This window comes from Frateuria sp. sgz306004, from assembly GCF_057750885.1.
On sequence record NZ_JBYLFE010000006.1, the window covers coordinates 129,141 to 152,536 of the forward strand.

The following is a 23,396-nucleotide window of genomic DNA, read 5'->3' on the forward strand; positions in this document are numbered from 1 at the left end:
GGATGACCAGCCCTTCGGCTGTTGAAAGGCGCTTCCAGCTCTTGCCCCCTCTTTGGGGTTCGCTGGGATGACGAGCAAAATCAGAGCACCCCTAACGCCTGACCACGCTGCACACCTCAAGGAAACGCTGCATGATCCGCTGGCTCACCTGCGCGACCGTTCTGGGCGCACTCGCCGTTATCACGCCCGCCCAGGCAGCCACGCCGGTGTATGGCTACCGCGTGCTGCATGTCTATCCGCATGACACGTCGGCCTACACCGAGGGCCTGTTCTACAAGGACGGCTATCTCTACGAGAGCACCGGCGAAGCCGGCGAATCCACCGTACGCAAGGTGGAGCTGGCCAGCGGCAAGGTGGTGCAACGACACGACCTGCCCGCCCAGTACTTCGGCGAGGGCATTGTCGACTGGGGACAGCACATCATCCAGCTCACCTGGAAGGATCAGCTGGGCTTCGTCTATGACCTGGCGAGCTTCAAGACGCAGCGCAATTTTCAGTATCCGGGCGAGGGCTGGGCACTGACGCGCAACGACAAGCACCTGTACATGAGCGACGGCTCGCCGGTGCTGCGCGTGCTGGACCCGGATACGCTCGCCGCGGTTGGCAGCATTATGGTCACGGATGACGGCGAACCGGTGGCGAACCTCAACGAGCTGGAATGGGTGAAGGGCGAAATCTACGCCAATGTGTGGATGACCGACCGCATCGCCCGCATCGACCCGGCCACCGGTCACGTCACCGGCTGGATCGACCTGGCCGGCCTGCTCGACATCAGCAAGCTGCCCGACCCCTCCAACGACGTACTCAATGGCATCGCCTACGACGCCGAGCACGATCGCCTGTTCGTCACCGGCAAGCGCTGGCCCAAGCTGTTCGAGATCAAGCTGGTGCCGCCCGCGCATTGATGCCGGCAACGGGAGGGACTCGTTTGATGCAGCGCGGCAGCGCTACAGTGCGTGCTTACCTGGAGATGACGATGCGCCCCCTACCCCTGCTGCTTCCGCTCGCCTTTTGTGCAGCCGTATCCACGGCGGCTCATGCCGATCAGCCGCCCGTACAGCCGATACCGCAATCATCGCTATTGGCCTTATCCACGGCCCCTAGCGAAGCGGAGCTGCACGCCACCATCGAGAAGCTGGTGGGCTTTGGCACTCGCCACACGCTTTCCGATACGAAGTCGGACACACGCGGCATCGGCGCGGCGCGGCGCTGGGTGAAGTCACGCTTTGAAGCCATCGCCAAGCAATGTGGCGGCTGCATCGAAGTGGTGACGCCATCGCAGACCTTTACGGGCAAACGCATTCCCCAACCCACCGAAGTGATGGACGTGGTGGCGATCAAGCGCGGCAAGAGCGACCCCAAGCGGGTGATCGTGATGACCGGCCACCTGGATTCGCGCGTCACTGACGTGATGAACGCCACCAGCGACGCACCCGGCGCCAACGACGATGCCTCCGGCGTGGCGGCGCTGATGGAAGCGGCGCGCATTCTCTCCAAGCAGGACAACGAGGCCACCCTGGTGTTCGCCGCACTCTCCGGCGAGGAACAAGGCCTGTATGGCGGCAAGGTGCTGGCCGATTACGCCACGGCGCAAGGCTGGCAGGTGCAGGCCGACCTCAACAACGACATCGTGGGCAACAGCCGTGGCCAGAATGGCGTGCGCGACAACACCACCGTGCGCATCTTCTCCGAGGGCACCAAGACCAACGAGACACCTGAGCAAGGCAAGTACCGCGCGTATCACGGCGGAGAGGTGGATTCGCCTTCGCGCAACATCGCGCGTTACATGGAGCGCGTCGCCCACGACTACCTGCCCGACCTGCAGGTGCGCATGGTCTATCGCACTGATCGCTACAGTCGCGGCGGCGACCAGGTGCCCTTCCTCGAAGCAGGCTACCCGGCCGTGCGCGTGAGCGAGGGTCACGAAGATTACACGCACCAGCACCAGGACCTGCGCACCGAGAACGGCATCGTCTACGGCGACACCATCGAAGGCGTGGACTTCCGCTACCTCGCCCGCGTCACCGCGCTGAACACTGTGACCATGGCCGCGCTCAGCCGAGCCCCCGCGCCGCCCACCGGCGTGAGCATCGAGGGTGCTCTTGCCACCGACACCACCGTGCACTGGAAAAAGGTGCCCGGCGCGGCGGGCTATGTGGTGCACTGGCGCGACACTACCGCGCCGCAGTGGCAGTATCAGCGTGCCGTGGGCAACGTGGACCAGGCGGTGATCAAGGATGTGGTGATCGACGACTGGTTCTTTGGCGTATCGGCCGTATCGGCCGATGGCTACGAGAGCCCCGTGGTGTTCCCCGGTGACGCTGGCAGTTTCGAGCGTACGCCTGCACCCAAATCCCCGTAAGCCTCGCGAAGGCGTTAGTATCGTCCCGCCGCGCCGGCAGTGCTGGCGCGGCCGCATCGGAGGGGGTGCGTTATCCATGGACGATAGCTTCGAGCGCTTCGCGTAAGTGCTCTAAGGGGAGACAACATGACACGCAAAAAGCTCCTGGCGGCCTTGGGCCTGCTGGCTGGATTGGCTTTGATCGCGCCATCGACGGCGCGACCGACCGACAGCGACGAACCCAACGAAACCGCCGACCATTTCCTCGCCACGCTGCACCCGCGCACCGGCTCGGTATCCATTCCCGAAGCGCAGGCCACGTTGAAACTGGGCGATGGCTACAGCTTTCTCTCAGCCCAGGACGCCAAGCGCGTGCTCACCGAGGCGTGGGGCAACCCGCCCGACGACGACGTGCTAGGCATGATCCTGCCCAGCACCGATATGCAGACGGTGTTCGACGACAAGGCCTGGGCCGTAGTGGTCACCTTTGTCGACGAGGGCTACGTATCGGACAAGGACGCCGCCGGCATCGACTACACCACGATGCTCAAGGACCTGCAGAAGGCCACCTCGGAGGAGAACCCCGAGCGCATTAAAGAGGGCTATCCCGCGGTGGAGCTGGTCGGCTGGGCCGAACCGCCCAGCTACGACGCCAACGCGCACAAGCTCTACTGGGCGCGCGACCTCAAGTTCAAGCACGGTGACGACGGCAAAGATGCCCACACGCTCAACTACGCCATTCGCGTGCTGGGCCGACGCGGCTACCTTTCGCTCAATGCCGTGGCGCCGATTGGCGAACTGGCGCAGGTGCGCGCGGACATGCCAGCCGTGGTGCAGATGGCCGAGTTCAATGCCGGCGAGCGATACGAGGATTACAACGCCAGCACCGACAAGGCGGCGGCCTATGGCATTGCCGCCTTGGTGGCCGGCGGCATCGCCGCCAAGGCCGGCCTGTTCGCCAAGCTCGCCGCGCTCTTGCTGGCATTCAAGAAGGTGATCGTCGTAGCGCTGGCCGCCGTGGGTGGCGCCCTGGCCAAGTGGTTCAAGCGCAAGAACGCCTGAGTCTTCGCCTGCATCGCGCCATCGCAAGGTGGCGCGATGCGTTTGGCTCAGGCGGGCCCCTCCCAGCGCACGCCCAGGGCCTGCAGCCGCCGCAGGCCGTCCTCGCTGGGTTGCAGGGCGCGACTGTCCGCGCGACGACGCAACCAGCCGGCGGCAAGCAAGGTATCGGTGAGGGAAACGCCCAGCGGCCCGCCAAGGTGCAAGCGGCGTTCTGTCCAATCCAGGCAACCGCGACCAGCCAGCGCCAGCAGTGCTTCCACCCGCGCGCCGTCGAGGCCCGCCCCCATCAAGGCCTGCGCGCCCGCCGCATGCAGGCGCATACCCTCGCTGGCGGTATGCAGGTAACCGCGCGCCAGCAAGGCATCGCACAGGCCCACGCCAAGGCGACCGGCCAGGTGGCGATAGCAGGTACGCGCCAGGCGTAACGAGCGATCGCTGCCGCTGGGCGCGGGCAAGGCTACCCGCGTGCGTGGCAGGGCCAAGGCTTCCAGCAGCGCGGCAACGTCGTCGTTGGCCAGCCGGAAATACCGATGCCGCCCCTGCTCATGCACAGCGAGTAATCCGCCTTCGAGCAGACGCTTGAGATGCGCGCTGCCGGTGGCGGCCCCCACGCCGGCGGCACGCGCCAACTCACCCGCCGGTCGCGCCGTGCCATCGATCAAGGCAAGCAACATCGCGGCACGTGCCGGCTCGGCCAGCAAGGCGCCGATCTCGGCGAGCTGGTAGCGACTTGGGGCGACGGCATCGTTCATGCGTGCAGTCTAACCCTGCCGCCGCAGTCGATACTTCGCCCGGCGACGAAACATGCGCGGCATGGCCCTCGCCACACTAGCGGCATGGACATGTATCACGCACCCGACAGCCGCATCATTTACCCTTCCATTCTCTATTTCGGCACGCCCGTGGTGCTCATCACCACGCGCAACGAGGATGGCTCCACCAACATCACGCCGATGTCCTCGGCCTGGGCTTTGGCCAACCGCGTGGTGATCGGCCTTGCCGGCGGCGGCCAGGGGCTGGCGAACCTGCGGCGCGAAGGCGAGTGCGTGCTCAATCTCGCCAGCGAATGCATGCAGGCGGCGGTGGAACGCATCGCGCCCACCACCGGCGCGGCGCCCGTGCCGGCCTGGAAGCGGGCCGGTGGTTACCGCCATGCAGCCGACAAGTTCGCGCTGGGCGGCTGGCATGCGCTGCCTTCGCAGACGGTGGGGCCACCACGCATTGCCGAGTGCCCCTTGCAGTTGGAGGCACGTATGAGACTGCACGTGGAACGCCCACTCGATGCCTGGCGCGATGGCGCCGGTGGTTACGCGATCGTCGAGTTGGAGGTGCTGCACGTGCATGCGCATGAGGATGTGACCGTCGCCGGCACCGACCACGTGCACCCGCAGCGCTACCGACCACTGTTCTACCTGTTCCGCCACTACGTAGGCGCTGGTGTGCCGCTGGGTCGCACGTTCAAGGCGGAGGTATGACCGTTAGCCGACGATGGCGAGCATCGCCGCGATCCAGATGGCCGCCACGCCCAAGGCAAAGACACGTCGTGCGGGCCGGATGCGCTCGGCGCTCTCCTCGGGTACTGGCGTAGTGACGATCCACGGCACGGCGGCAAGGCACGCGAAGCCGATGAAAGCCAACACGATCACCGCCACATCCACCGCCCGCCACGGCGTGGGCTCATGTACGCCCCAATAGCCCAGAAACGCCATGCCCATGGCGCACAAGGTGGCCGACGCAGAACACAACCCAACCACGGAACCTGCTGGCGCTCGCATCGGCGGGCCTCCGGAACTGGCGGTGAGGGCCCCAAGGGTACCGCAAGCGGGCGTGTCGATTTCGCCATGGTTGCTTCGTCGCATGGTTGAGTGCGCCCGCACTTTTCCCGACACACCACCGCTCAGGACCACGACATGTCACTCACGCTCTACATGCATCCGCTGTCCTCGTTCTGCCACAAGGTGCTGATCGCCCTCTACGAGAACGGCACGCCGTTCCATCCGCATAAGGTCGATCTCGGCAATACCGACGCACGCGAGGCCTTTTACCGATTGTGGCCCCTCGGGCGCTTTCCCGCGTTGCACGACGGCACGCGACAGGCGATGGTGCCGGAATCGAGCATCATCGTCGAATACCTGCAGCAGCATTACCCTGGCGCCGTGCCGCTGATTCCCGGCGATGCTGCGGCCGCGCTCCACGTACGTCAGCGTGATCGCTTCATTGATCTGTACGTGCACGAACCGGTGCAAAAGATCGTCACCGACCGATTGCGCCCTGCCGACCAGCGCGATCATTACGGCGTCGCGCAGGCCTGGGAGCGTCTGCGTCGCGCGTTGGATCTGTTCGAAAGCGATATGGCCAACCAGCAGTGGGCTGCGGGTGACACCTTCAGCATGGCCGATTGTGCGGCTGCGCCGCCGCTGTTCTTTAGCAACCTGCTCAGCCCTTTGGAGGACACGTATCCGTACATCGCGGCCTACCTGCTGCGCATGATGGAACGCCCCTCTTACGCGCGCGTGCTTACCGAGGCCGAACCCTACCTGCACATGGTGCCGCGCGAACCGGCGATGGCCTGAGTGTGGCGGTCGCGTTAAAAATTCCGGTGGCGTGACTGACGTGAAACTTTCACGGAAAGCCTTGATCGACAAGGCTTTCCCACTGCCCGCTGAACGAAACCGGCAAGCATCGACGCAACGGTCAACCGCGGCGGATGCGCCCCGTTTTCCGCCACAAGCCCGCCCATCTTGGGATGGCTCAGGGGACACCAGCTCACGGCATGGAGTAACGACTCCAAGGGCGCGTCTCCCCTGTCATTGACCACACATACCCGAGGATTCCACGCCATGAACAGCAAGATGACGTCGCGTTTCAGCCTGATCGGTTTCACCCTGGCCGCCGCGCTCGTGAGCGCCGGCGCCATGGCCCAGTCCACCTCGCCGGACAACGTTCCCGGCCACCCGCGCGTGTCGGAAGTGAACCAGCGCCTGCAGAACCAGCAGAACCGCATCCAGAACGGTGTGGCCGATGGCCAGATCAATGCCAAGCAGGCCGCCCGCGACGAGAAGCAGGACTCCAACATCGCCGCCCGCGAGAGCCGCGACGAAGCCGAGCATGGCGGTCACCTGACCAAGCAGGAACAGAAGAACCTCAACAAGTCGCTCAATCACGACAGCAAGCGCATCCACAAGCAGCGCACCGGCGGCTGATCGCCCAACCCGCGTCGCCCCAACGAAAGCCCTGAATGAACGACGTTTTGCTCGTCGTTACGGCGAACCCCCAAAAGAGGGCAACAGCAGGCATCCCGTGCCGGCATGTTCAACGATGGATAGGCGCTGGATCCCCGCTCTTGCGGGGATGACGATCAAGATCAGCGCATACCTTACGGCCCGGCCTTCGCCGGGCCGTTTTCTTTCGCACCGCCGCGCGGCTTTCGCGTCGCCAGCCAACTTGTTGCACTGGCCCTCACGCGCTGACGTGCGAGTATCCGCCCACCCCAACCTAGGCGGAGTACCCCATGGTCAGCAAGATGCTTGCGGTGGCTTGTGCGAGTGCGTTGTTGGTAAGCGCGGCCCACGCTGCCGAGCCGTCGTCCGGCAAGCCCCAATACGGAAGCTGGGGTTACGACGGCGCAGGCGCCGACCCGAGCATCAAGCCGGGCGACGATTTCTTCCGCTACGCCAACGGTCGCTGGCTGGCACAGACGCCGATTCCCGCCGACAAGCCCGCCGTAAGCCTGCGCCTAGCCATGACCGACCTCACCGAGCAACGTCTGCACGGGTTAATGGAAGCGGCGGCGCAGAACCACGCCGCGGCCGACACGCTGGAAGGCAAGGTGGGCGCGTTCTACCAGTCCTACATGGATGAAGCGCGCATCGATGCGCTGGACGCCAAGCCCATCGCGTCGCAACTGGATTCCGTGCGCCACGCCACTACGCGCGATGCGCAGGCCGGCCTGATGGGACGCACCAATGTGGACTTCGAAGGCGCGCTCTTCAGTTTCGTGCTCGACGTGGACCTCAAGGACAACACGCGCTACGCGGTGTACCTGACCCAGGCCGGCCTTGGCCTGCCCGATCGCGACTACTACCTCAAGCCCGAGTTCGCCAAGCAGAAGGCCGCTTACCTGGCTTATGTGACGCAGTTGCTCACGTTGGCCGGCTGGCCGAATGCCGCGGCGGCCGCCAAGGACGTGGTGGCGTTCGAAACCGCCATCGCCCAGGCCAGCTGGAGCAAGGTGCAACAGCGCGACCCGGTGGCCACGTACAACCCCATGAGCGTGGAAGAACTGCAGAAGTTCGCGCCCGGCTTCGCATGGCGCGACTTTCTCCAGCAGGCGCAACTGGGTGGACTCCAGCGAGTGGTCGTTGCCGAGAAGGGCGCGTTCCCGTCACTGGCCGCGCTGTATGCCAAGACGCCGGTGAGCACGATCCAGGCCTGGCAGGCCACGCGCATCGCCGACAACGCCGCGTACTACTTGTCCAAGCCATTCCAGGACGCGTACTTCGACATGCACGCCAAGACGCTGACCGGGCAGCAAGCGCAGAGCGCTCGCTGGAAGCGCGCCGTCGCCGCGGTGTCGGGTGGTGATTGCGGCGTTGGCGATCGCCTCGCCTGCTTCGGCAATCTGGGCTGGGGCGTGGGTGAGCTGTACACCGCCCAATATTTCCCCGCCGCGTCCAAGGCCAAGATCGAGGAATTGGTTGCCAACCTCAAGGCCGCCTATCGCGTGCGCATCCAGCAGCTGGACTGGATGGGGCCGCAGACCAGGCAAGAGGCGCTGCGCAAGCTCGACACTTATGTAATCAAGGTGGGTTACCCCGACCATCCGCGCGACTACAGCAAGGTCACGCTGCGCAGCGACGACCTGGTCGGCAACGTGCTGCAGGCGGCGCAGGCGGATTGGTCGTTCTACGTGAATCGCCTCGACGGCCCGGTGGATCGCAGCGACTGGTCGATGACGCCGCAGACCAACGATGCCTACAACGGCTCGTTGCGTGACATCGTGTTCCCCGCCGCGATCCTGCAGCCGCCCATCTTCGACCCCAGCGCCGACCCCGCCATCAACTACGGCGCCATCGGCGGCGTGATCGGCCATGAACTCACCCACGGCTTCGACGACGAAGGCCGCAAGATCGACGCCGACGGCAAGCTGCGCGACTGGTGGACCGGTGCCGACGCCAAGGCCTTCGACGAGCGTGCCAAGAAACTGGGTGCGCAGTACGACGCTTTCCAGCCCCTACCCGGGGTGCACATCAACGGCGACCTCACCATGGGCGAAAACATCGCCGACCTGGGCGGCCTCACGCTGGCCCTGGATGCCTACCACGCCTCGCTGCATGGCAAGCCCGCGCCGGTGATCGATGGGCTCAGCGGTGACCAGCGCGTGTTCCTCGGCTGGGCACAAGCCTGGCGCGGCAAGCTCACCGACGACGCCATCCGCCGCCAGGTCACCAGCGACCCGCACTCGCCGCGCGCATTCCGCGTCAACGGCCCGGTGCGCAATATCGATGCGTGGTATCGGGCCTTTAACGTGCAACCGGGCGAGCAGCTCTACCTCGATCCGATGGAGCGTGTGCGGATCTGGTAGCCCGAACTGGGTTGACCTCCTCAGCCCGCAGGTCGCTTACCTAGAGCACCCGGCTAGCCTTCACTGACGCGCGGCCGTCGCGTCAGTGAAGGCGTACACTCTTGGTGATACTGTCGCCGCTTACCATGGCGCGCACAGCACGGGAGCACGCCATGGCACCGAATGCAACGCGACGATCTCACTGGAGTCGCTGGCTGGGCGGGGCGCTGCTGGCACTGCTGACGGCCGGTGCGCTCACCGGCTGGCTTACCCTGCCCACACAGCCGGATGCGTTCTATGCGCCGCCGCGCCACCTGCCCACACAGCCCGGCGTGCTGCTGCGCGTGGAGGCCTTTGATCGTGACGTGCCGGCGGGTGTGCACGGCTGGCGCATCCTCTACACGAGCACCCACGGCGATGGCACGCCGGCGCTGGCCAGCGCCATCGTGCTGGCACCTGCGCAACGTGGCGACCACGCTCTGCCGGTGATTGCCTGGACCCACGGCACCACGGGCGTGGCCAGTGGTTGCGCACCGTCACTGTTGGCCCACCCGTTTGCCAACGTGCCGGCGCTGCCGCAGGCGCTGGCGCAAGGCTGGGCCGTCGTGGCTACCGACTACACCGGCCTGGGCACGCCTGACGCGCACCGCTACCTGATCGGCGAGGACGAGGCGCGCGCCGCGCTGGATGCGGTGCGGGCGGCGCATCGCATGGGTGGCCTGGCGCTGGCGAACGATACGGTGGTGTGGGGACACTCCCAAGGCGGGCACGCCGCGCTGTGGACCGGCATCGTGGCCCCCGCCTACGCGCCCGAAGTGCGAGTGATGGGCGTCGCGGCGCTGGCGCCCGCCAGTGATTTGCCGGCACTGCTGCATCGCGACCAGGACAGCCTGATCGGTCGCCTGTTATCCGCCTACATCACCAGCGCCTACGTCAGGCAGTATCCCGAGTTGCGCATGGAGGAACTCGTGCGCCCCTGGACGGCCTCGCTGACGCGCGACATGGCGCGTCGCTGCCTGGCCGGCGCCGGTGGAGTCGTCGCCGCCGGTGAAGCGGCGCTGCTACGGCGCAGCCTGTTTCGTGAAGACCCCGCCAGCGGTCCGCTCGGCGCGCGCCTCGCGCAGAACGTGCCGGGCGCGCACATCGAGGCGCCCTTGCTGATTGCCCAGGGCCTGACCGACACGCTGGTCTGGCCCGATCTACAGGACGCCTTCGTGCACGGTCGCTGTGCCGCCGGCCAACCATTGCGCTATCGCCGCTATGCAGGGCGCGACCACCTTTCGCTGGTGGCTGCCGACTCGCCATTGACGGCAGACCTGCTGACCTGGACACAGCAGCGCTTCGCCGGCATCGCCGACGAGGGCAATTGCTCTCGCCAATGAGCACCCGCCATGCGTCATGGCAGGCGCATCCGGCGCGGACATGCGATATACGTACGCGCCCATGCCCTGGCCCAGGATTGCCATGCGTCGCCTTCGTTGCTGGTGTGCAAGCCTCACCCTGAGCCTGGCCTGCGTGTCGGCCATGGCATCGTCATCGCCGGTAACCGCCACCGGCCCGGCCGGTAGCCTGGCCGGTACGCTGGAAACGCCGGACACCGCGCCGGCGCATGCGCCACTGGTGCTGATCATCCCCGGCTCGGGGCCGACCGATCGCGATGGCAATAGCCCGACAGGGCTGCATGCCGCGTCTTATCGCCTGCTCGCCGAGGATCTGGCCAGGCAGGGTGTGGCGAGTGTGCGCATCGACAAGCGCGGGATGTTCGGCAGCGCCCATGAAGGCCTGGACGCCAACCAGGTGACGATGGACGACTACGCCGCCGACGTGGACGCCTGGGTGCGGCAGCTGCGCCAGACACGTGGCGCCTCCTGTGTCTGGCTGCTGGGCCACAGCGAAGGCGCACTGGTGGCCACCCTGGCCGCGCAGCGCACGCAAGGCGTGTGCGGTCTGATCCTGCTCGACGGCGCGGGGCGATCCTCCGCCGATGTGCTGCTGGGGCAACTCGAACGCTATCCCGCCAACGCGCCACTGCTGCCGCGTGCCAGGAGCATCGTCGAGGCGCTGCGCCATGGCCAGCACGTGGATGTCGCCAGCGATCCGGCGCCCCTGCAACGCCTGTTCCGGCCCAGCGTGCAGGGCTTCCTGATCAGCTGGTTCGCCCAGGATCCCGTACAGGCGCTGGGCAAGACCCACGGCCCGGCGCTGGTGATCCAGGGCAGCGACGACCTGCAGGTCACCACCGACGACGCACGGCGCCTCGCTGCCGCGCGGCCGGGCGTGCAGCTGAAGGTGATCGACGGCATGAATCACGTGCTCAAGACCCCCGCCGCGGGGGACGCGGCCAATCTGGCGAGCTACGGCGACCCCAGCCTGCCCCTGGCCGAGGGACTCGTGGCCGCCATCGCGGGTTTCGTCCACGGCAAGTAAGCACCCTCCGACAGGCTCCTCTCGACCGAGACCGGCCGCCCCGGGCCGGTCATTACGGCACCGCCGCGGACCTCCTCCCGGGCCGACCGGGCCAGAAAATTTTCTGCAGCAGGCTAAGCCCGTTCCACGGCTGGCATTTTCCGGCTTATCCACGCGCCATCCACAATCTGTTGGGTTGACCCACCCTGATCCGCCCGATATGTTGTGCCCCGTCGGTGCCACTCTCAGACGTCACGTCGGACTGGCTTAAAAGGGAATCCGGTGCGAATCCGGAGCTGCCCCGCAGCGGTAAGCGGAAACGAAAGCCAACAACGCACTGGCCCTCAGCGGCTGGGAAGCGGGAGCGAGTAGGCGGGTCGCAAGACCCACGTCCGCAAGTCCGAAGACCTGCCGACACGCTGGCGCCGAAGCGCGCCAGTGACTGGGTGACGGCTTCCGCGGGGAGGCGCGTCGAAGCGCGGGGTTGAGCCCCGCCGCTCGACCGTCCGCGAAAGCCCAGCCTTCAGCCCTGCGCGCGGGAGCAGGTGGTTGATGACCACGCTTGGAGCGAAGTCGCCATGCAACCTATCGATACCACCTCGCGCGAACGCCACGACGATCGCGTGGAAGATACCGCTTTCTCCGCCGCCAGCGCCGTGGCCGACACGCCGCGCGCCGACGCACCCTTCGCGCTGACCCCGCCGCACAACCCCGGGCAGATGCGCGTGACCAAGCGCAGCGGCCGCCAGGAAGTGGTGGACGTGAACAAGATCGTGCGCGCCGTCACCCGCAGCAGCGAAGGCCTGCACGGGGTGGACCCGCTGCGCGTGGCGCTCAAGACCATTGGCGGCCTGTACGACGGCGCCACCACGCAGGAACTGGACGAGCTGTCCATCCGCACCGCCGCCGCCCTCACCGCGGAGGAGCCCGAGTACGGCCAGCTCGCCGCGCGCCTGCTCAGCGCCTTTATCGACAAGGAAGTGAGCGGCCAGGAAATCCAGAGCTTCTCGCAATCCATCGCGCGCGGCGCGGAGCTGGGCATCGTCAACGATCGCCTGCGCGACTTCGTGGCCACCAATTCGCGCAAGCTCAACGACGCCATTGATCCGCTCGCCACGCGCCGCTTCGAGTACTTCGGCCTGCGCACCGTGTATGACCGCTACCTGCTGCGCCATCCGCAGCTGCGCAAGGTGGTGGAAACCCCGCAGCATTTCTTCATGCGCATCGCCTGCGCCCTGGGCGGCGGCGAGATCGGCGAAACGCTGGAACTGTATCGCCTGCTCTCCTCGCTGGAATACATCGCCAGCTCGCCGACCCTGTTCAACTCGGGCACCGCGCACGAGCAGCTCAGCTCCTGCTTCCTGCTCGATTCGCCAGCCGACTCGCTGGAGTCGATCTACGAAAAGTACGGCGATGTCGCCAAGCTCAGCAAGTTCGCCGGCGGCATTGGCCTGGCCTATTCGCGCGTGCGTTCGCGCGGCTCGCTGATCAAGGGCACCAACGGCCATTCCAACGGCCTGGTGCCGTGGCTGAAGACGCTGGACGCCTCGGTGGCCGCCGTGAACCAGGGCGGCAAGCGCAAGGGCGCCGCCTGCGTGTACCTGGAACCGTGGCACGCGGATATCGAGGAATTCCTCGAACTGCGCGACAACACCGGTGACGACGCACGCCGCACGCACAACCTCAACCTCGCCAACTGGATCCCCGACGAGTTCATGCGTCGTGTGGAAAGCGACGGCGACTGGTCGCTGTTCGATCCCAAGGTCGTGCCGCACTTCGTCGACAGCTGGGGCGAGACCTTCGAGCGCGCCTACCGTGAGGCGGAAGCCAATGGCCTGGCCGTGAAGAAGGTGAAGGCGCGCGAGCTCTACGCCCGCATGCTGCGCACGCTGGCCCAGACCGGCAACGGCTGGATGACCTTCAAGGATCGCAGCAACGCGACCAGCAACCAGACGGCCAAGCCGCAGAACGTCATTCACCTGTCCAACCTGTGCACCGAGATCCTGGAAGTCACCAATGCCGAGGAAACGGCGGTGTGCAACCTGGGCTCGGTCAACCTGTCGCGCCACGTGGTGGATGGCCAGTTCGATTTCGACAAGCTCGCCGCCACCGTGCGTACTGCGGTGCGCCAGCTCGATCGCGTGATCGACCTGAACTTCTACCCCATCGACACCGCCAAGGTCGCTAACAGCAAGTGGCGTCCGGTGGGCCTGGGCGTGATGGGCCTGCAGGACGTGTTCTTCAAGCTGCGCCTGCCGTTCGATTCGGCCGAGGCACTGGCGCTGTCCACGCGCATCGCCGAGGAGATCTACTTCAACGCGTTGTCGCAGTCCAACGAGCTGGCCATGGAGCAAGGCGCGCACCCGGGCTTCGATGAAAGCCGCGCGGCCAACGGTGAGCTGCAGTTCGACTACTGGCCCAGCGCCACGCCGCACGACCAGGCACGCTGGGACGCGCTGCGCGAGTCGATCAAGGCCAAGGGCCTGCGCAACTCGCTGCTGATCGCCATTGCGCCCACCGCCACCATCGCCTCGATCGCCGGCTGCTACGAGTGCATCGAGCCGCAGGTGAGCAACCTGTTCAAGCGCGAAACGCTGTCGGGCGACTTCCTGGTGGTGAACCGCTACCTGGTGGAAGAGCTGAAGACGCTGGGCCTGTGGACCACGGAAATCCGCGACGCCATCAAGCTGGCCGAAGGCTCCATCCAGGGCATTGCCGCCATTCCCGAGCGCCTGCGCACGATCTATCGCACCGTGTGGGAGCTGCCGCAGAAGGCGTTGATCGACCTGGGCGCGGCACGCGGCGCGTACATCGACCAGAGCCAGTCGCTGAACCTGTTCATGGAAAACCCGAACATCGGCCAGCTCAGCTCCATGTACATGTACGCATGGAAGTCCGGCATCAAGACCACCTACTACCTGCGCTCGCGCCCGGCGACCAAGATCGCCAAGACCACGGTGTCGGCGGCGCCTGCCGCCAAGCCCGCCGCGCCGGTCGTGGATCAGGAGCAGGCGAATGCTGCCGTGTTCTGCTCGCTGGAGAACCCGGAGTATTGCGAGGCTTGCCAGTAAGCATCGGCCGTCGTTTCAGTGGAGGCTGGAACCCCGTGCCCTTTGCTCGGCGCTGGAAAGGCACTGGGTCCCAGCGTTCGCTGGGACGACGGTCAAATGCAGATGTCGTCGTAGAGGTCACGCCAGTAAGAGTTGGTTTTCTCGATGATGTCGATCTTCCAGACCCGCATCCACGCCTTGATTGCCTTCTCTCGCCGGATGGCCGACTCCATGGTTTCGTGCAGTTGTACCAGACCAACGTATGAACCTGATACTGGCGGGTGAACCCTTCGACGGCGTCGTTGCGATGCTGCCAGATGCGTGCCGGCAAGTTGGAGGTGACACCCGTGTACAAGGTGCCGTTGCGAGTGCTGGCGAGGATGTAGACGCACGGTTGGCGGACGCCCATGGAGAATCTCGGTTTGAACCTAACTTGAGCTTGCCTCCTCCACGCACTCAACACGACCGTCATCCCAGCGAATGCTGGGATCCAGCGCCCTTCTCCGACACGTTTCAGTGGATTGACGGAAGGCACTGGATTCCCGCTTTCGCGGGAATGACGGGCAAAGACTCACAGCGCCGACATAGGCTGCTCACACTGAAGGAATCTCATGTCCACCCAGCACATTCTCGACCCCGGCTTCGAACTCACCCTGCGCCCGATGCGCTACCCCGAGTTCTACGAGATGTATCGCAATGCCATCAAGAACACCTGGACCGTGGACGAGGTGGATTTCTCGCTGGACGTCACCGACCTGCGCTCCAAGATGTCCGAGGCCGATTGTCACCTGATCCATCGCCTGGTGGCGTTCTTCGCCACCGGTGACACCATCGTGGCGAACAACCTGGTGCTGAACCTGTACCAGCACATCAACGCGCCCGAAGCGCGCATGTACCTCTCGCGCCAGCTGTTCGAGGAAGCGCTGCACGTGCAGTTCTACCTCACCCTGCTGGATACCTATATTCCCGACCCGACCGAGCGCAACAAGGCGTTCGCGGCCATCGAGAGCATTCCCTCGATTCGCCAGAAGGGCGAGTTCTGCTTCAAGTGGATCGACTCCGTGCAGAACCTGCAGAAGCTGGAAACGCGCGAGCAGCGCCGCCAGTTCCTACTCAACCTGATCTGCTTCGCCGCCTGCATTGAGGGCCTGTTCTTCTTCGCGGCCTTTGCGTACGTGTACTTTCTGCGTTCGCGCGGCCTGTTACATGGCCTGGCGTCGGGCACCAACTGGGTGTTCCGCGACGAGAGCTGCCACATGGCCTTCGCCTTCGACGTGGTGCGCACCGTGCGTGCGGAAGAGCCCGAACTGTTCGACGAAGAGATGCGCGCACAGATCGAGCAGATGCTGGAAGAGGCCATCGCCTGCGAAACGCAGTTTGCCGAAGACGTGCTTTCCGGCGGCGTCGCCGGCCTGTCGGTGAAGGACATGCGCCAGTACCTGGAATACTGCGCCGACCAGCGCCTGGCTCAGCTGGATCTGCCCAAGAAGTACGGCGTGCGTAATCCGTTCGACTTCATGGACCTGCAGGACGTGCAGGAAGTGACCAACTTCTTCGAGCGTCGCGTGTCCGCCTACCAAGTGGGCGTGCAGGGCGAAGTCGCCTTCGACATGGCGTTCTGATGCCACCGGGCGCCGCGCGCAACGCGCGGCGCCGTTTCACGGCCCCTTGCGGCCAAAGAATCGCCGCAGTGCCGTCGGTAGCCAGCCGCCCTCGGCGGTATCGCCAGTGAGCTTGAGCATGTTGCGTCGCACCGCCTCCACATAGGCCTTGTCGTCCGTGCGGATATGCTGGAACAACCAACGTGACAACATCGCGCGCATGGGCTCGGACACGTCCTCTCCCGCCCGGTGCCTCGCACGGTACTGGCGCACGCGCCCCACGAACGCCTCATGCGTGCGCTTGTGCGGCCGATCGAGGGCGTAGCCGGCGTCCTCCATCAAGGCCTCCTCGAAGGTGAAGTGCGAGTAGGTGTAATCGATCAGCTCATCCATCGCCGCCGCCATGGCCTGGCGGTCGCGCTGCTCCTGCGCGTCCTGCAGCGCGTTGATGATGTCCACGATGCGCCGGTGCTGCTGGTCGATCACATCGATGCCGGTGTTCAAATCGTCGTGCCAGAGCAGATGCCCCATGCCTGTCCCCCTGCGTGTGAGCGCGTGGCCGGCACCATGCAGCGCCGGCCGCTGCCGATCTTGGCGGCGTCAGCGACGGCCGCCGAAGAAGCGGCGCAGCGAGCGCGCCAGCCAGCCTTGCTCGTGATCGCCGTCGTCGTTTTCATGCAGGTGTCGACGCACCGAATCCACGATGGCCTTGTCGTCATTACGGATATGGTTGAACAACCAGTGCGAGAGCGTATGCAGCAACTCGTGGGCGATGTCCTCCTCCGCATGGAAACGCAGGCGGTACTCGGAGACGCGCTTGACGAACACCTCATGCACGCGCTTGTGCGCACGGCAGAATTCGTAGCCGGCGTCCTCCATCAAGGATTCCTCGAAGGTGAAGTGCGACAGCGTGTAGTCGACCAACTCGTCGAGGATGTCACCGATCTCCTGGCGATGGCCGCGGTCCATCGCCTCGTGCAGATGGTTGATCATCTCCACGATGCGCCGATGCTGGTTGTCGATCACCTTGATGCCGGTGTTCAGGTCGTCTTGCCAAACCATGTACGACACCGTCGCACTCTCCCCTGTGCTTGCGTGCATGTATTGGCGGACAAAGCGGCGGCGATGAGCTTGCGCTACATCAAGCCGGCCCGGCCGCATCGGGTTTCGCGACACTAAGCCGCAGTGGCGGCCGCCGCCGCTGCGCCCTCAGGCATGCCGAGCGGCCTATTGACTACACGTGTAGTCAGCGAGTAGGTTGACTACACGTGTAGTCACCTGGATCGTGATCATGAGCAAGCCCTCCATCGGGGACCAGGAGCTGGCGCTCCTGCAGTACCTGGCCGAACACCAACCCGCCTCCGTCGGCGAAGTCGCCGCGGGGTTCGGCGAACCGCGCGGGCTGGCCCGCTCCACCGTGCTGACCATGATGGAACGCCTGCGCGGCAAGACCTTTCTGCGCCGCAAGCAGGTGGATGGCGTGTACCGCTACAGCCCGGCCACCGGCCCGGGCGAAGTGATGCGCAGCGCGGTGGGGCAGTTCGTGCAGAACACCCTGAAGGGTTCGGTGTCGCCGTTCGTGGCCTGGATGTCCGAACGCGCCGAGGTCAGCGAAAGCGAGCTGGCCGAACTCGAAGCGCTGGTGTCGCAACTGCAATCTCGCCGTAAGGAGAGCTGAGATGAGCACCCTTCACACCTTTGCCCAGGATTGGCTGGTGCGACTGGCCTGGACCTCGCTGCAGGCCGCATTGCTGGTGGGCGCCATCTGGGCGCTCGGCCGCGCGCTGCCGCGCCTGTCGGCCGCCACCCGCTCGCTGCTGTGGTGGTTGCTCGGTGTGCAGCTGCTGCTCGGCATGACGCTGCCCACGCCGGTAGCACTGCCCCTGCTGACGCCTTCGGCGGCGCCGGCCGCCGCCGCACCGGCGCCCGTGGAAGTGGCGTACGCCGCGCCCAGCGAACATCGCATCGCCGGTTTCAACGCGTCGGGCACCAGCGCCTCCACCGATGCACTGGCCGCCCCGGCGGTGATTCATCGCGCATCGGGCGATACGCCGGTGTCATCGCATTGGCCGTGGCAAAACATGCTGCTGGCGCTGTGGCTGTCTGGCGTGCTTCTGCAGGCGGCGTTCGCGGTTCGCCAGTGGCGCCAGGCCCGCGCGGTGCTGCGAGCATCGCAGGCACTGCACGATCCCTACCTGCTGGCCGCTTGTGCCGAGCAGGCCAAGGCACTGGGCCTGCGCCGCTGCCCGGAGCTGCGCGTGTGCGCGGCGATCCGCTCGCCGCAGGTCAGCGGCCTGTGGCGACCGGTGGTGCTGCTGCCGGCCGAGCAGGCGTTGTCCACTGAAGAAACCGCCTTGGCGCTGGCGCACGAACTGGTGCACCTGCGTCGTGGCGACCTGTGGATGGGTTGGGTGCCCGCTGTGGCGCAACGCCTGTTTTTTTTCCACCCGCTGGTGAACTGGGCGATGCGCGAGTACGCCCTGCACCGCGAAGCCGCCTGCGACGCGCAGGTGATGCAGCAGCACGGGGCCGCACCACAACTCTACGGTCGCCTGTTGCTGCGCCTTGGCGTCGCCCATCCGCTCCACGCCGGCCTGGCCGGCGCATCCCCCACCTTCCTCAATTTGAAGAGGCGACTGACCATGCTGCAACACAGCGCCCAGGATTCCACGTCGCGCGGCCGTAGCTGGCTGCTGGTAGCCCTGCTCGCCGCCATCGGCGTGCTGCCCTACCGCGTGACCGAAGCACGCCCCGACCCGACCAACGCGGCTCCGGCGAATGCCGCCAGCACTGCCGCGCCGGCCGTTTCGCCCTCGCCAGCGGTTTCGCCCGCCGCCGCACCGGCCGCCGTGCCGGCCGCTCGTGCCGACCAAGCCGCCACGGTGACCCGCACCGTGACGACGACGCGCACGTCGAGCACGCCGCCAGTACCGCCCGTGCCACCGGCACCGCCCGCGCCCATGGCGCCCGTCGCACCGGCCGCGCCTCCGCCGCCTCCGCCGCCGCGCTCGCCCGAGGCCGGCAGCTTCTCCAACGCCCACCACGTGCATGTGGATGTGACCAACAACACTGACTACGGTTTCGTGTTGCTGGATGGCGACTCGGTGACGGTAAACGGCGCCGACGTGGATCTGCAAAACGCAGAGCGCCTGCACAAGCCCGGCGAACCGCTGGTGATCTTCCGCCACGCGGGCCAGTCCTATGTGATCCACGACACTGCCCTGGTAGCGCGTGCCCGCACCGCCTATGCGCCGGTGACCGCGCTGGCGACCCAGCAAGGCCGTCTCGGTGGCGAGCAAGGTCGTCTGGGCGGTGAGCAGGGCGGCATCGGTGCGCGCGAAGGTGCGCTCGGCATGCGCGAAGCTTCCCTCGCCACTCGCGAGGCGCGCATCGAAGCGCGCGCTGCAACCGGCGGCGGCGAAGGCGAAGCGGCTGGCGAGCGCGCAGGCATCGCCGCCGAACGTGCGGAGATCCAGCGTGAACGCGATGAGCTGGCGCGCCAGCAGGAGCAACTGGCCAAGCAGCAGGAAGCCCTGGGCAAGCAACAGGCCGTGCTCGGCAAGCAGCAGGAGCAGGCATCGGCCAAGGCGCAAGATGAAATGAAGCGACTGTTGCAGGAGGCCATCGCCAAGGGCACCGCGCAGCCACTGAGCTCGACCTGACGCAGCAAACCCTGGTACCACCGCCATGAAAAAGGCCGGCGATATCGCCGGCCTTTTTCTTATCGAATCGCCATCAATCCTTCGGCGGCTTCATCGTGTACTCCTTCGGCGGCGTATCGCCGGCGAGGTTGCGCACGAAGTAATCCCAGCGCTTGCGCATCATGTAGTTGCTGGCCGAACCGTAGCCGTGGCGCGCATTGGGAATCAGCAACAGGTCGAAATCCTTGTTGGCCTTGATCAGCGCATCCACCACCAGCAGGGTTTCGTACGGCGGGACGTTGTCGTCCATGGTGCCATGCGCCAGCAGCAGGTGGCCCTTGAGGTTGGCTGCGTGGTTCTGGTTGGCCTGGTCGTCGTAGTTACTCTTGCCGTCCTTGTCGGTCACCAGCAGGCCCTGCCACTTCTCGGCCCAGTCGTCCTCGTAGTTGCGGTTGTCATGGTTGCCGCTTTCGGCAATGCCTACCTTGAACAGGTCGGCGTAGCGGAACATCGCCGTGGCCGTGGCGTTGCCGCCGCCGGAGTGGCCCCAGATGCCCACGCGATCCATGTCGATCCACGCGTAGCGCTTGCCCAGCTCCTTCAAGCCTGCGACCTGGTCGGGCAAGGTGTTGTCGCCGATGTTGCCGAAGTAGGCATCGTGGAAGGCCTTGGAGCGCCACGGCGTGCCCATGCCATCGATGGCCACCACGATAAAACCCAGCTCGGCCAGCGCCTGGTGATCGCCACGCGCGGCGCTGAAGCTGCGAGAGCCCACCGAACCGGTCTGCGGGCCGGGGTAGATGTAGTCGATGATCGGGTACTTCCTGGACGGATCGAAATGCGTGGGCTTGAACATCAGGCCGTACAAATCGGTCTTGCCGTCGCGTGCCTTGACGGTGAACGGCTCGGGCGCCTTCCAGCCACTGGCGACCAGGCGCGAGATGTCGGCCTTGGCGATGGTGGAGAGCACGTGGCCGTCGTCCGCGCTGCGCAGCACCGTGATCGAGGGCGTGGTGGGCGTGGAGTACGCATCGGCGAACAGGCGGCCATCCGGCGAGAGCGTGATGGTGTGATCGGCCGCCTCGGGCGCCAGCAAGGTCGGCGCGCCGCCGTCCAGGCTCACCTTGTAGAACTGCTGGTAGTACGGGTCCACGCCCTTCTCGCGACCCACGCCGCGGAACCACAGCGTGCGCGTCTTGGCGTCGAGCTTGAGCACTTCGGTGACGTTGCCTTCGCCGCTGGTGATGGCGTGCTTGAGCTTGCCGCTGTCCAGGTCGTAGAGGTACAGGTTGCCCCAGTTGTTGCGCTCGCTGAACCACACGACTTCATGGGTTTCGGGCAGGTACTGCCAGTTGACCTTGCCGTTGCCGCTCTCGTAGTAGGTGGGCACCTTTTCGTCGAACACGGTGCGCACCTCGCCGGTCTGCACGTTGGCGACGCGTAACCAAGCCTGCTTGTGGTCGCGCGAGGAAGAGACGAAGGCCAGCGAACTGGCGTCCGGCGCCCACTGCACATCGTCCCAGCCGCCGTCACGACCGCAGCTGATGTCATCGCACAGCGTGGAGCGATGTTGGTCGGGGTCCATCTTCAAGCGCAGCACATGGCGGCTGTCCACGTCGACGATGACGCGTTCGATCATCGTCACGTCCTTGTCGCCGGCCAGCGGGTACTTCCACTTTTCCACCTTGGGATGGCCGACGTTGGTGCCCACGATCACCATGTCACCGGTCTTGCGCTCATCCTGCTGGAAGGTGGCGATGTGCTTGGAGTCGGGCGACCACACCAGGATGGCCTTGTTGGAGTGCTTCCAGCCGGCGTTGTCGGTGGCATAGCCGAAGTTCTCCACGCCATCGATGGTGAGCTGGGTTTCCTGGCCGGTGGCGACATCGCGTACCCACAGGTTCCAGTTGCGCACGAAGGCTTCGCTGCGCTTGTCCGGCGACAGCACGCCCGGTTCGTGGCCCACGCCTTCGGCGTTGTCGTCCTTGCCCACGCTGCACTTGTCGCCCGAGGCATCGCACAGGTAGTGCTTACCGCGCACGCTCAGGTCCAGGCGACCATCCGCCAGCGTGGCGATGGCCGTGAGCCCGAGCTTGTTGGCGGCCACCGGCTTGCCCAGCGCACTGGAGAGCGCCTTGGCGAGGCGCGCGTGATCGAACATGGGCGCGCTTTTGCCGGTGCTGGCGTCATAGCGCAGGTAGTGGTCGCCGCTGGCATCGTGGTCGCGGTACCAGAAGTGGTCGTTGTCCAGCCAACCCACGCTGGCCACCGCGTGATCCACCAGCGGCGTGGTGTTGTAGCCCACGAAGCGTTCGGCCTTGGCGTAGTCGTCCGCGCTCAGCGTGCGGCTCTGCGCGGCGGCACTCGTCGCGAGCGCGCCCAGCACCAGCGCGCCCACGAGGCGCGTTGCGTGTGTTGTCGAAACCATGTGTTCTCCCCAGTCAACGGAACCACGAGCGGCGCGCGGTGGCGCCTAATCAACCTTGCATCCTACTGTCGCCTGCCGGAAGGCACCCCTGCCATTGGTCCCGGGCGTTGGCCCCATCTCAGGCGAACTTCAACAGGCATACGCCCAGCGTGATCAACACCAGGCCCAGCCAGCCCGAGCGGCGCAGGCGCTCGCCGAACAGGGTGATGCCGAGCACGGTGGTGGCGATCAGGCCCACGCCGCCCCACACGCCATATGCCACCGAAAGCTGGATGCCCTCGATGGCATAGCTGAGCGCGGTGAACGCGGCCAGGGCGCAGGCAATGGCCGCGACCGCCGGGCGCTTGTAGGTGAAGCCATGGGAGCGCTTCATGAGTACGTTGGCGGCGATCTCCAGCACGATCGCAATGGCCAGGTAGAGCAGGTGGATGGGCGCGAAATCAGGCAGCACGGTCGTCTCCCGTGGCGGCCGGCGCCTCGTCGGTGCCGCGCTCCAGCAGCAGGATGCCGGCAATGATCAGCGCGATCGCCGCGAGCTTGGCAACGTTGAGCGTTTCGCCAAACAGCCAGGCGCTGCACAGCGTGATCAGCACCAGCCCCAGGCTTTCCCAGGCGCCGTAGGCCACCGCCAGCGGAATGCGCTTCACCGCCAGCGCCAGGCTGGTATAGGACAGCACCAGCATTACGTACATCACTGCCAAGCCCATGCTGTGCGCGGCGTGGTGCGAGCCATATTTCATCGCCAATGTACCGATGACTTCGGTGACAATAGCCGCTGCCATAAAGAGCCAATAGCGCATGCGAACCTCCTTGCGTCGCGCATTGCGCCCCCATCCTACCGTTCCCTGCCGTTAGCCGACCATGACCCAGACCGAATCCGCCGCCCTGTCCCTGCCCGAAGCCCGCATGCTGGAAATGGTGTTTCCCGATCACACCAATCACCTGGGTACCTTGTTCGGCGGACAAGCACTTGCGTGGATGGACAAGGCGGCCTTTATCGTGGCCTCGCGCCACGCCCGGCGCACCGTGGTCACGGCGCGTTCGGAAGAGGTGAACTTTCGCGTGCCGGTGCGCAAGGGCCAGCTCGCCGAACTGGTGGCGCGCATAGTCCACGTGGGTCATAGCTCGATGACGGTGGAGGTGGAACTCACCGCCGAAGACCCGCTCACTGGCGATCGCCGCGTGTGCACCACCGGACGCTTCGTGATGGTGGCGCTCGATTCCAATGGCACGCCGGCCACCGTGCCCCCACTGCCCACCGCTTGACGCCCAGCCAGCGCGACGGCCACGCTTTGCGGGTTGCT

At 65.9% G+C, this 23,396-nt stretch carries 21 protein-coding genes, 1 pseudogene and 1 riboswitch; of the genes and pseudogenes, 14 read left to right on the forward strand and 8 right to left on the reverse strand.

The features are described from left to right. Window positions 1-131: 131 nt before the first annotated feature. The 3 genes from AC3G2C_RS14315 to AC3G2C_RS14325 all read left to right on the forward strand — a co-directional run bounded on the left by AC3G2C_RS14315 (window position 132) and on the right by AC3G2C_RS14325 (window position 3,403). Window positions 132-905: a glutaminyl-peptide cyclotransferase gene (locus AC3G2C_RS14315; protein WP_488385298.1), complete on the forward strand. Its 774-nt coding sequence runs from the start codon at window positions 132-134 to the stop codon at window positions 903-905. Window positions 906-976: 71 nt separating this feature from the next. After that, entirely contained in the window at window positions 977-2,362 is a 1,386-nt protein-coding gene (locus AC3G2C_RS14320) for a M20/M25/M40 family metallo-hydrolase (RefSeq protein WP_488385299.1), read from the forward strand. Window positions 2,363-2,488: 126 nt separating this feature from the next. Further along, entirely contained in the window at window positions 2,489-3,403 is a 915-nt protein-coding gene (locus AC3G2C_RS14325) for a DUF2167 domain-containing protein (protein WP_488385300.1), read from the forward strand. A gap of 47 nt (window positions 3,404-3,450) precedes the next feature. Here the strand turns inward: AC3G2C_RS14325 and AC3G2C_RS14330 are convergent, their stop codons facing one another. Continuing rightward, entirely contained in the window at window positions 3,451-4,155 is a 705-nt protein-coding gene (locus AC3G2C_RS14330) for an ArsR/SmtB family transcription factor (protein ID WP_488385301.1), read from the reverse strand. Between the two features lie 90 nt (window positions 4,156-4,245). Here AC3G2C_RS14330 and AC3G2C_RS14335 point away from each other — a divergent pair, with 90 nt between their 5' ends. After that, window positions 4,246-4,878, forward strand: a complete 633-nt coding sequence (locus AC3G2C_RS14335) for a flavin reductase family protein (RefSeq protein WP_488385302.1) — start codon at window positions 4,246-4,248, stop codon at window positions 4,876-4,878. Window positions 4,879-4,881: 3 nt separating this feature from the next. On the opposite strand, the gene AC3G2C_RS14340 is transcribed toward AC3G2C_RS14335, so the two are convergent. After that, entirely contained in the window at window positions 4,882-5,178 is a 297-nt protein-coding gene (locus AC3G2C_RS14340; protein WP_488385303.1) for a hypothetical protein, read from the reverse strand. Between the two features lie 135 nt (window positions 5,179-5,313). Here AC3G2C_RS14340 and AC3G2C_RS14345 point away from each other — a divergent pair, with 135 nt between their 5' ends. The 6 genes from AC3G2C_RS14345 to AC3G2C_RS14370 all read left to right on the forward strand — a co-directional run bounded on the left by AC3G2C_RS14345 (window position 5,314) and on the right by AC3G2C_RS14370 (window position 14,443). Continuing rightward, window positions 5,314-5,976, forward strand: a complete 663-nt coding sequence (locus AC3G2C_RS14345) for a glutathione S-transferase family protein (protein ID WP_488385304.1) — start codon at window positions 5,314-5,316, stop codon at window positions 5,974-5,976. 267 nt (window positions 5,977-6,243) lie between these two features. Next, entirely contained in the window at window positions 6,244-6,606 is a 363-nt protein-coding gene (locus AC3G2C_RS14350) for a hypothetical protein (RefSeq protein WP_488385305.1), read from the forward strand. Between the two features lie 308 nt (window positions 6,607-6,914). Next, entirely contained in the window at window positions 6,915-8,987 is a 2,073-nt protein-coding gene (locus AC3G2C_RS14355; protein ID WP_488385306.1) for a M13 family metallopeptidase, read from the forward strand. A gap of 152 nt (window positions 8,988-9,139) precedes the next feature. After that, window positions 9,140-10,348, forward strand: a complete 1,209-nt coding sequence (locus tag AC3G2C_RS14360; RefSeq protein ID WP_488385307.1) for a lipase family protein — start codon at window positions 9,140-9,142, stop codon at window positions 10,346-10,348. Window positions 10,349-10,430: 82 nt separating this feature from the next. Further along, window positions 10,431-11,393 carry an alpha/beta hydrolase gene (locus AC3G2C_RS14365; protein WP_488385308.1) on the forward strand — a complete coding sequence of 321 codons (963 nt, stop codon included), beginning with the start codon at window positions 10,431-10,433 and terminating at the stop codon, window positions 11,391-11,393. A gap of 196 nt (window positions 11,394-11,589) precedes the next feature. Continuing rightward, a riboswitch (cobalamin riboswitch) is annotated at window positions 11,590-11,802 on the forward strand. Window positions 11,803-11,950: 148 nt separating this feature from the next. Further along, window positions 11,951-14,443 (forward strand): ribonucleoside-diphosphate reductase subunit alpha, encoded by a 2,493-nt coding sequence (locus AC3G2C_RS14370; protein WP_488385309.1) that lies wholly within the window; start codon window positions 11,951-11,953, stop codon window positions 14,441-14,443. A 92-nt stretch (window positions 14,444-14,535) separates the two neighbouring features. Here AC3G2C_RS14370 and AC3G2C_RS14375 read toward each other — a convergent pair. Then, window positions 14,536-14,831: pseudogene (locus AC3G2C_RS14375) on the reverse strand (GIY-YIG nuclease family protein). Window positions 14,832-15,033: 202 nt separating this feature from the next. Here AC3G2C_RS14375 and AC3G2C_RS14380 point away from each other — a divergent pair. Next, window positions 15,034-16,044, forward strand: coding sequence for a ribonucleotide-diphosphate reductase subunit beta (locus AC3G2C_RS14380; RefSeq protein WP_488385310.1), 1,011 nt, complete (start codon window positions 15,034-15,036; stop codon window positions 16,042-16,044). A 36-nt stretch (window positions 16,045-16,080) separates the two neighbouring features. Here AC3G2C_RS14380 and AC3G2C_RS14385 read toward each other — a convergent pair whose 3' ends face one another. Continuing rightward, complete coding sequence (locus AC3G2C_RS14385; protein ID WP_488385311.1) at window positions 16,081-16,554, reverse strand: bacteriohemerythrin; 474 nt, start codon at window positions 16,552-16,554, stop codon at window positions 16,081-16,083. Between the two features lie 69 nt (window positions 16,555-16,623). Further along, window positions 16,624-17,094, reverse strand: a complete 471-nt coding sequence (locus AC3G2C_RS14390) for a bacteriohemerythrin (protein ID WP_488385312.1) — start codon at window positions 17,092-17,094, stop codon at window positions 16,624-16,626. Between the two features lie 220 nt (window positions 17,095-17,314). On the opposite strand from AC3G2C_RS14390, the gene AC3G2C_RS14395 reads away from it, so the two are divergent. Next, a complete protein-coding gene (locus AC3G2C_RS14395) occupies window positions 17,315-17,701 on the forward strand; it encodes a BlaI/MecI/CopY family transcriptional regulator (RefSeq protein ID WP_488385313.1) in 387 nt (128 codons plus the stop codon). Between the two features lies 1 nt (window position 17,702). Further along, on the forward strand, window positions 17,703-19,685 hold the full coding sequence (locus AC3G2C_RS14400; protein ID WP_488385314.1) for a M56 family metallopeptidase: 1,983 nt from the start codon (window positions 17,703-17,705) through the stop codon (window positions 19,683-19,685). 73 nt (window positions 19,686-19,758) lie between these two features. Here AC3G2C_RS14400 and AC3G2C_RS14405 read toward each other — a convergent pair whose 3' ends face one another. The 3 genes from AC3G2C_RS14405 to AC3G2C_RS14415 form a co-directional block, all read right to left on the reverse strand. Beyond that, entirely contained in the window at window positions 19,759-22,092 is a 2,334-nt protein-coding gene (locus AC3G2C_RS14405; protein WP_488385315.1) for a S9 family peptidase, read from the reverse strand. A 118-nt stretch (window positions 22,093-22,210) separates the two neighbouring features. Then, on the reverse strand, window positions 22,211-22,543 hold the full coding sequence (mdtI, locus tag AC3G2C_RS14410; protein ID WP_488385316.1) for a multidrug/spermidine efflux SMR transporter subunit MdtI: 333 nt from the start codon (window positions 22,541-22,543) through the stop codon (window positions 22,211-22,213). Then, on the reverse strand, window positions 22,533-22,892 hold the full coding sequence (locus AC3G2C_RS14415) for an SMR family transporter (protein WP_488385317.1): 360 nt from the start codon (window positions 22,890-22,892) through the stop codon (window positions 22,533-22,535). The genes mdtI and AC3G2C_RS14415 overlap by 11 nt, the downstream gene beginning before the upstream one ends. A gap of 61 nt (window positions 22,893-22,953) precedes the next feature. On the opposite strand from AC3G2C_RS14415, the gene AC3G2C_RS14420 reads away from it, so the two are divergent. Beyond that, window positions 22,954-23,358, forward strand: a complete 405-nt coding sequence (locus AC3G2C_RS14420) for an acyl-CoA thioesterase (RefSeq protein WP_488385318.1) — start codon at window positions 22,954-22,956, stop codon at window positions 23,356-23,358. Window positions 23,359-23,396: the final 38 nt, after the last annotated feature.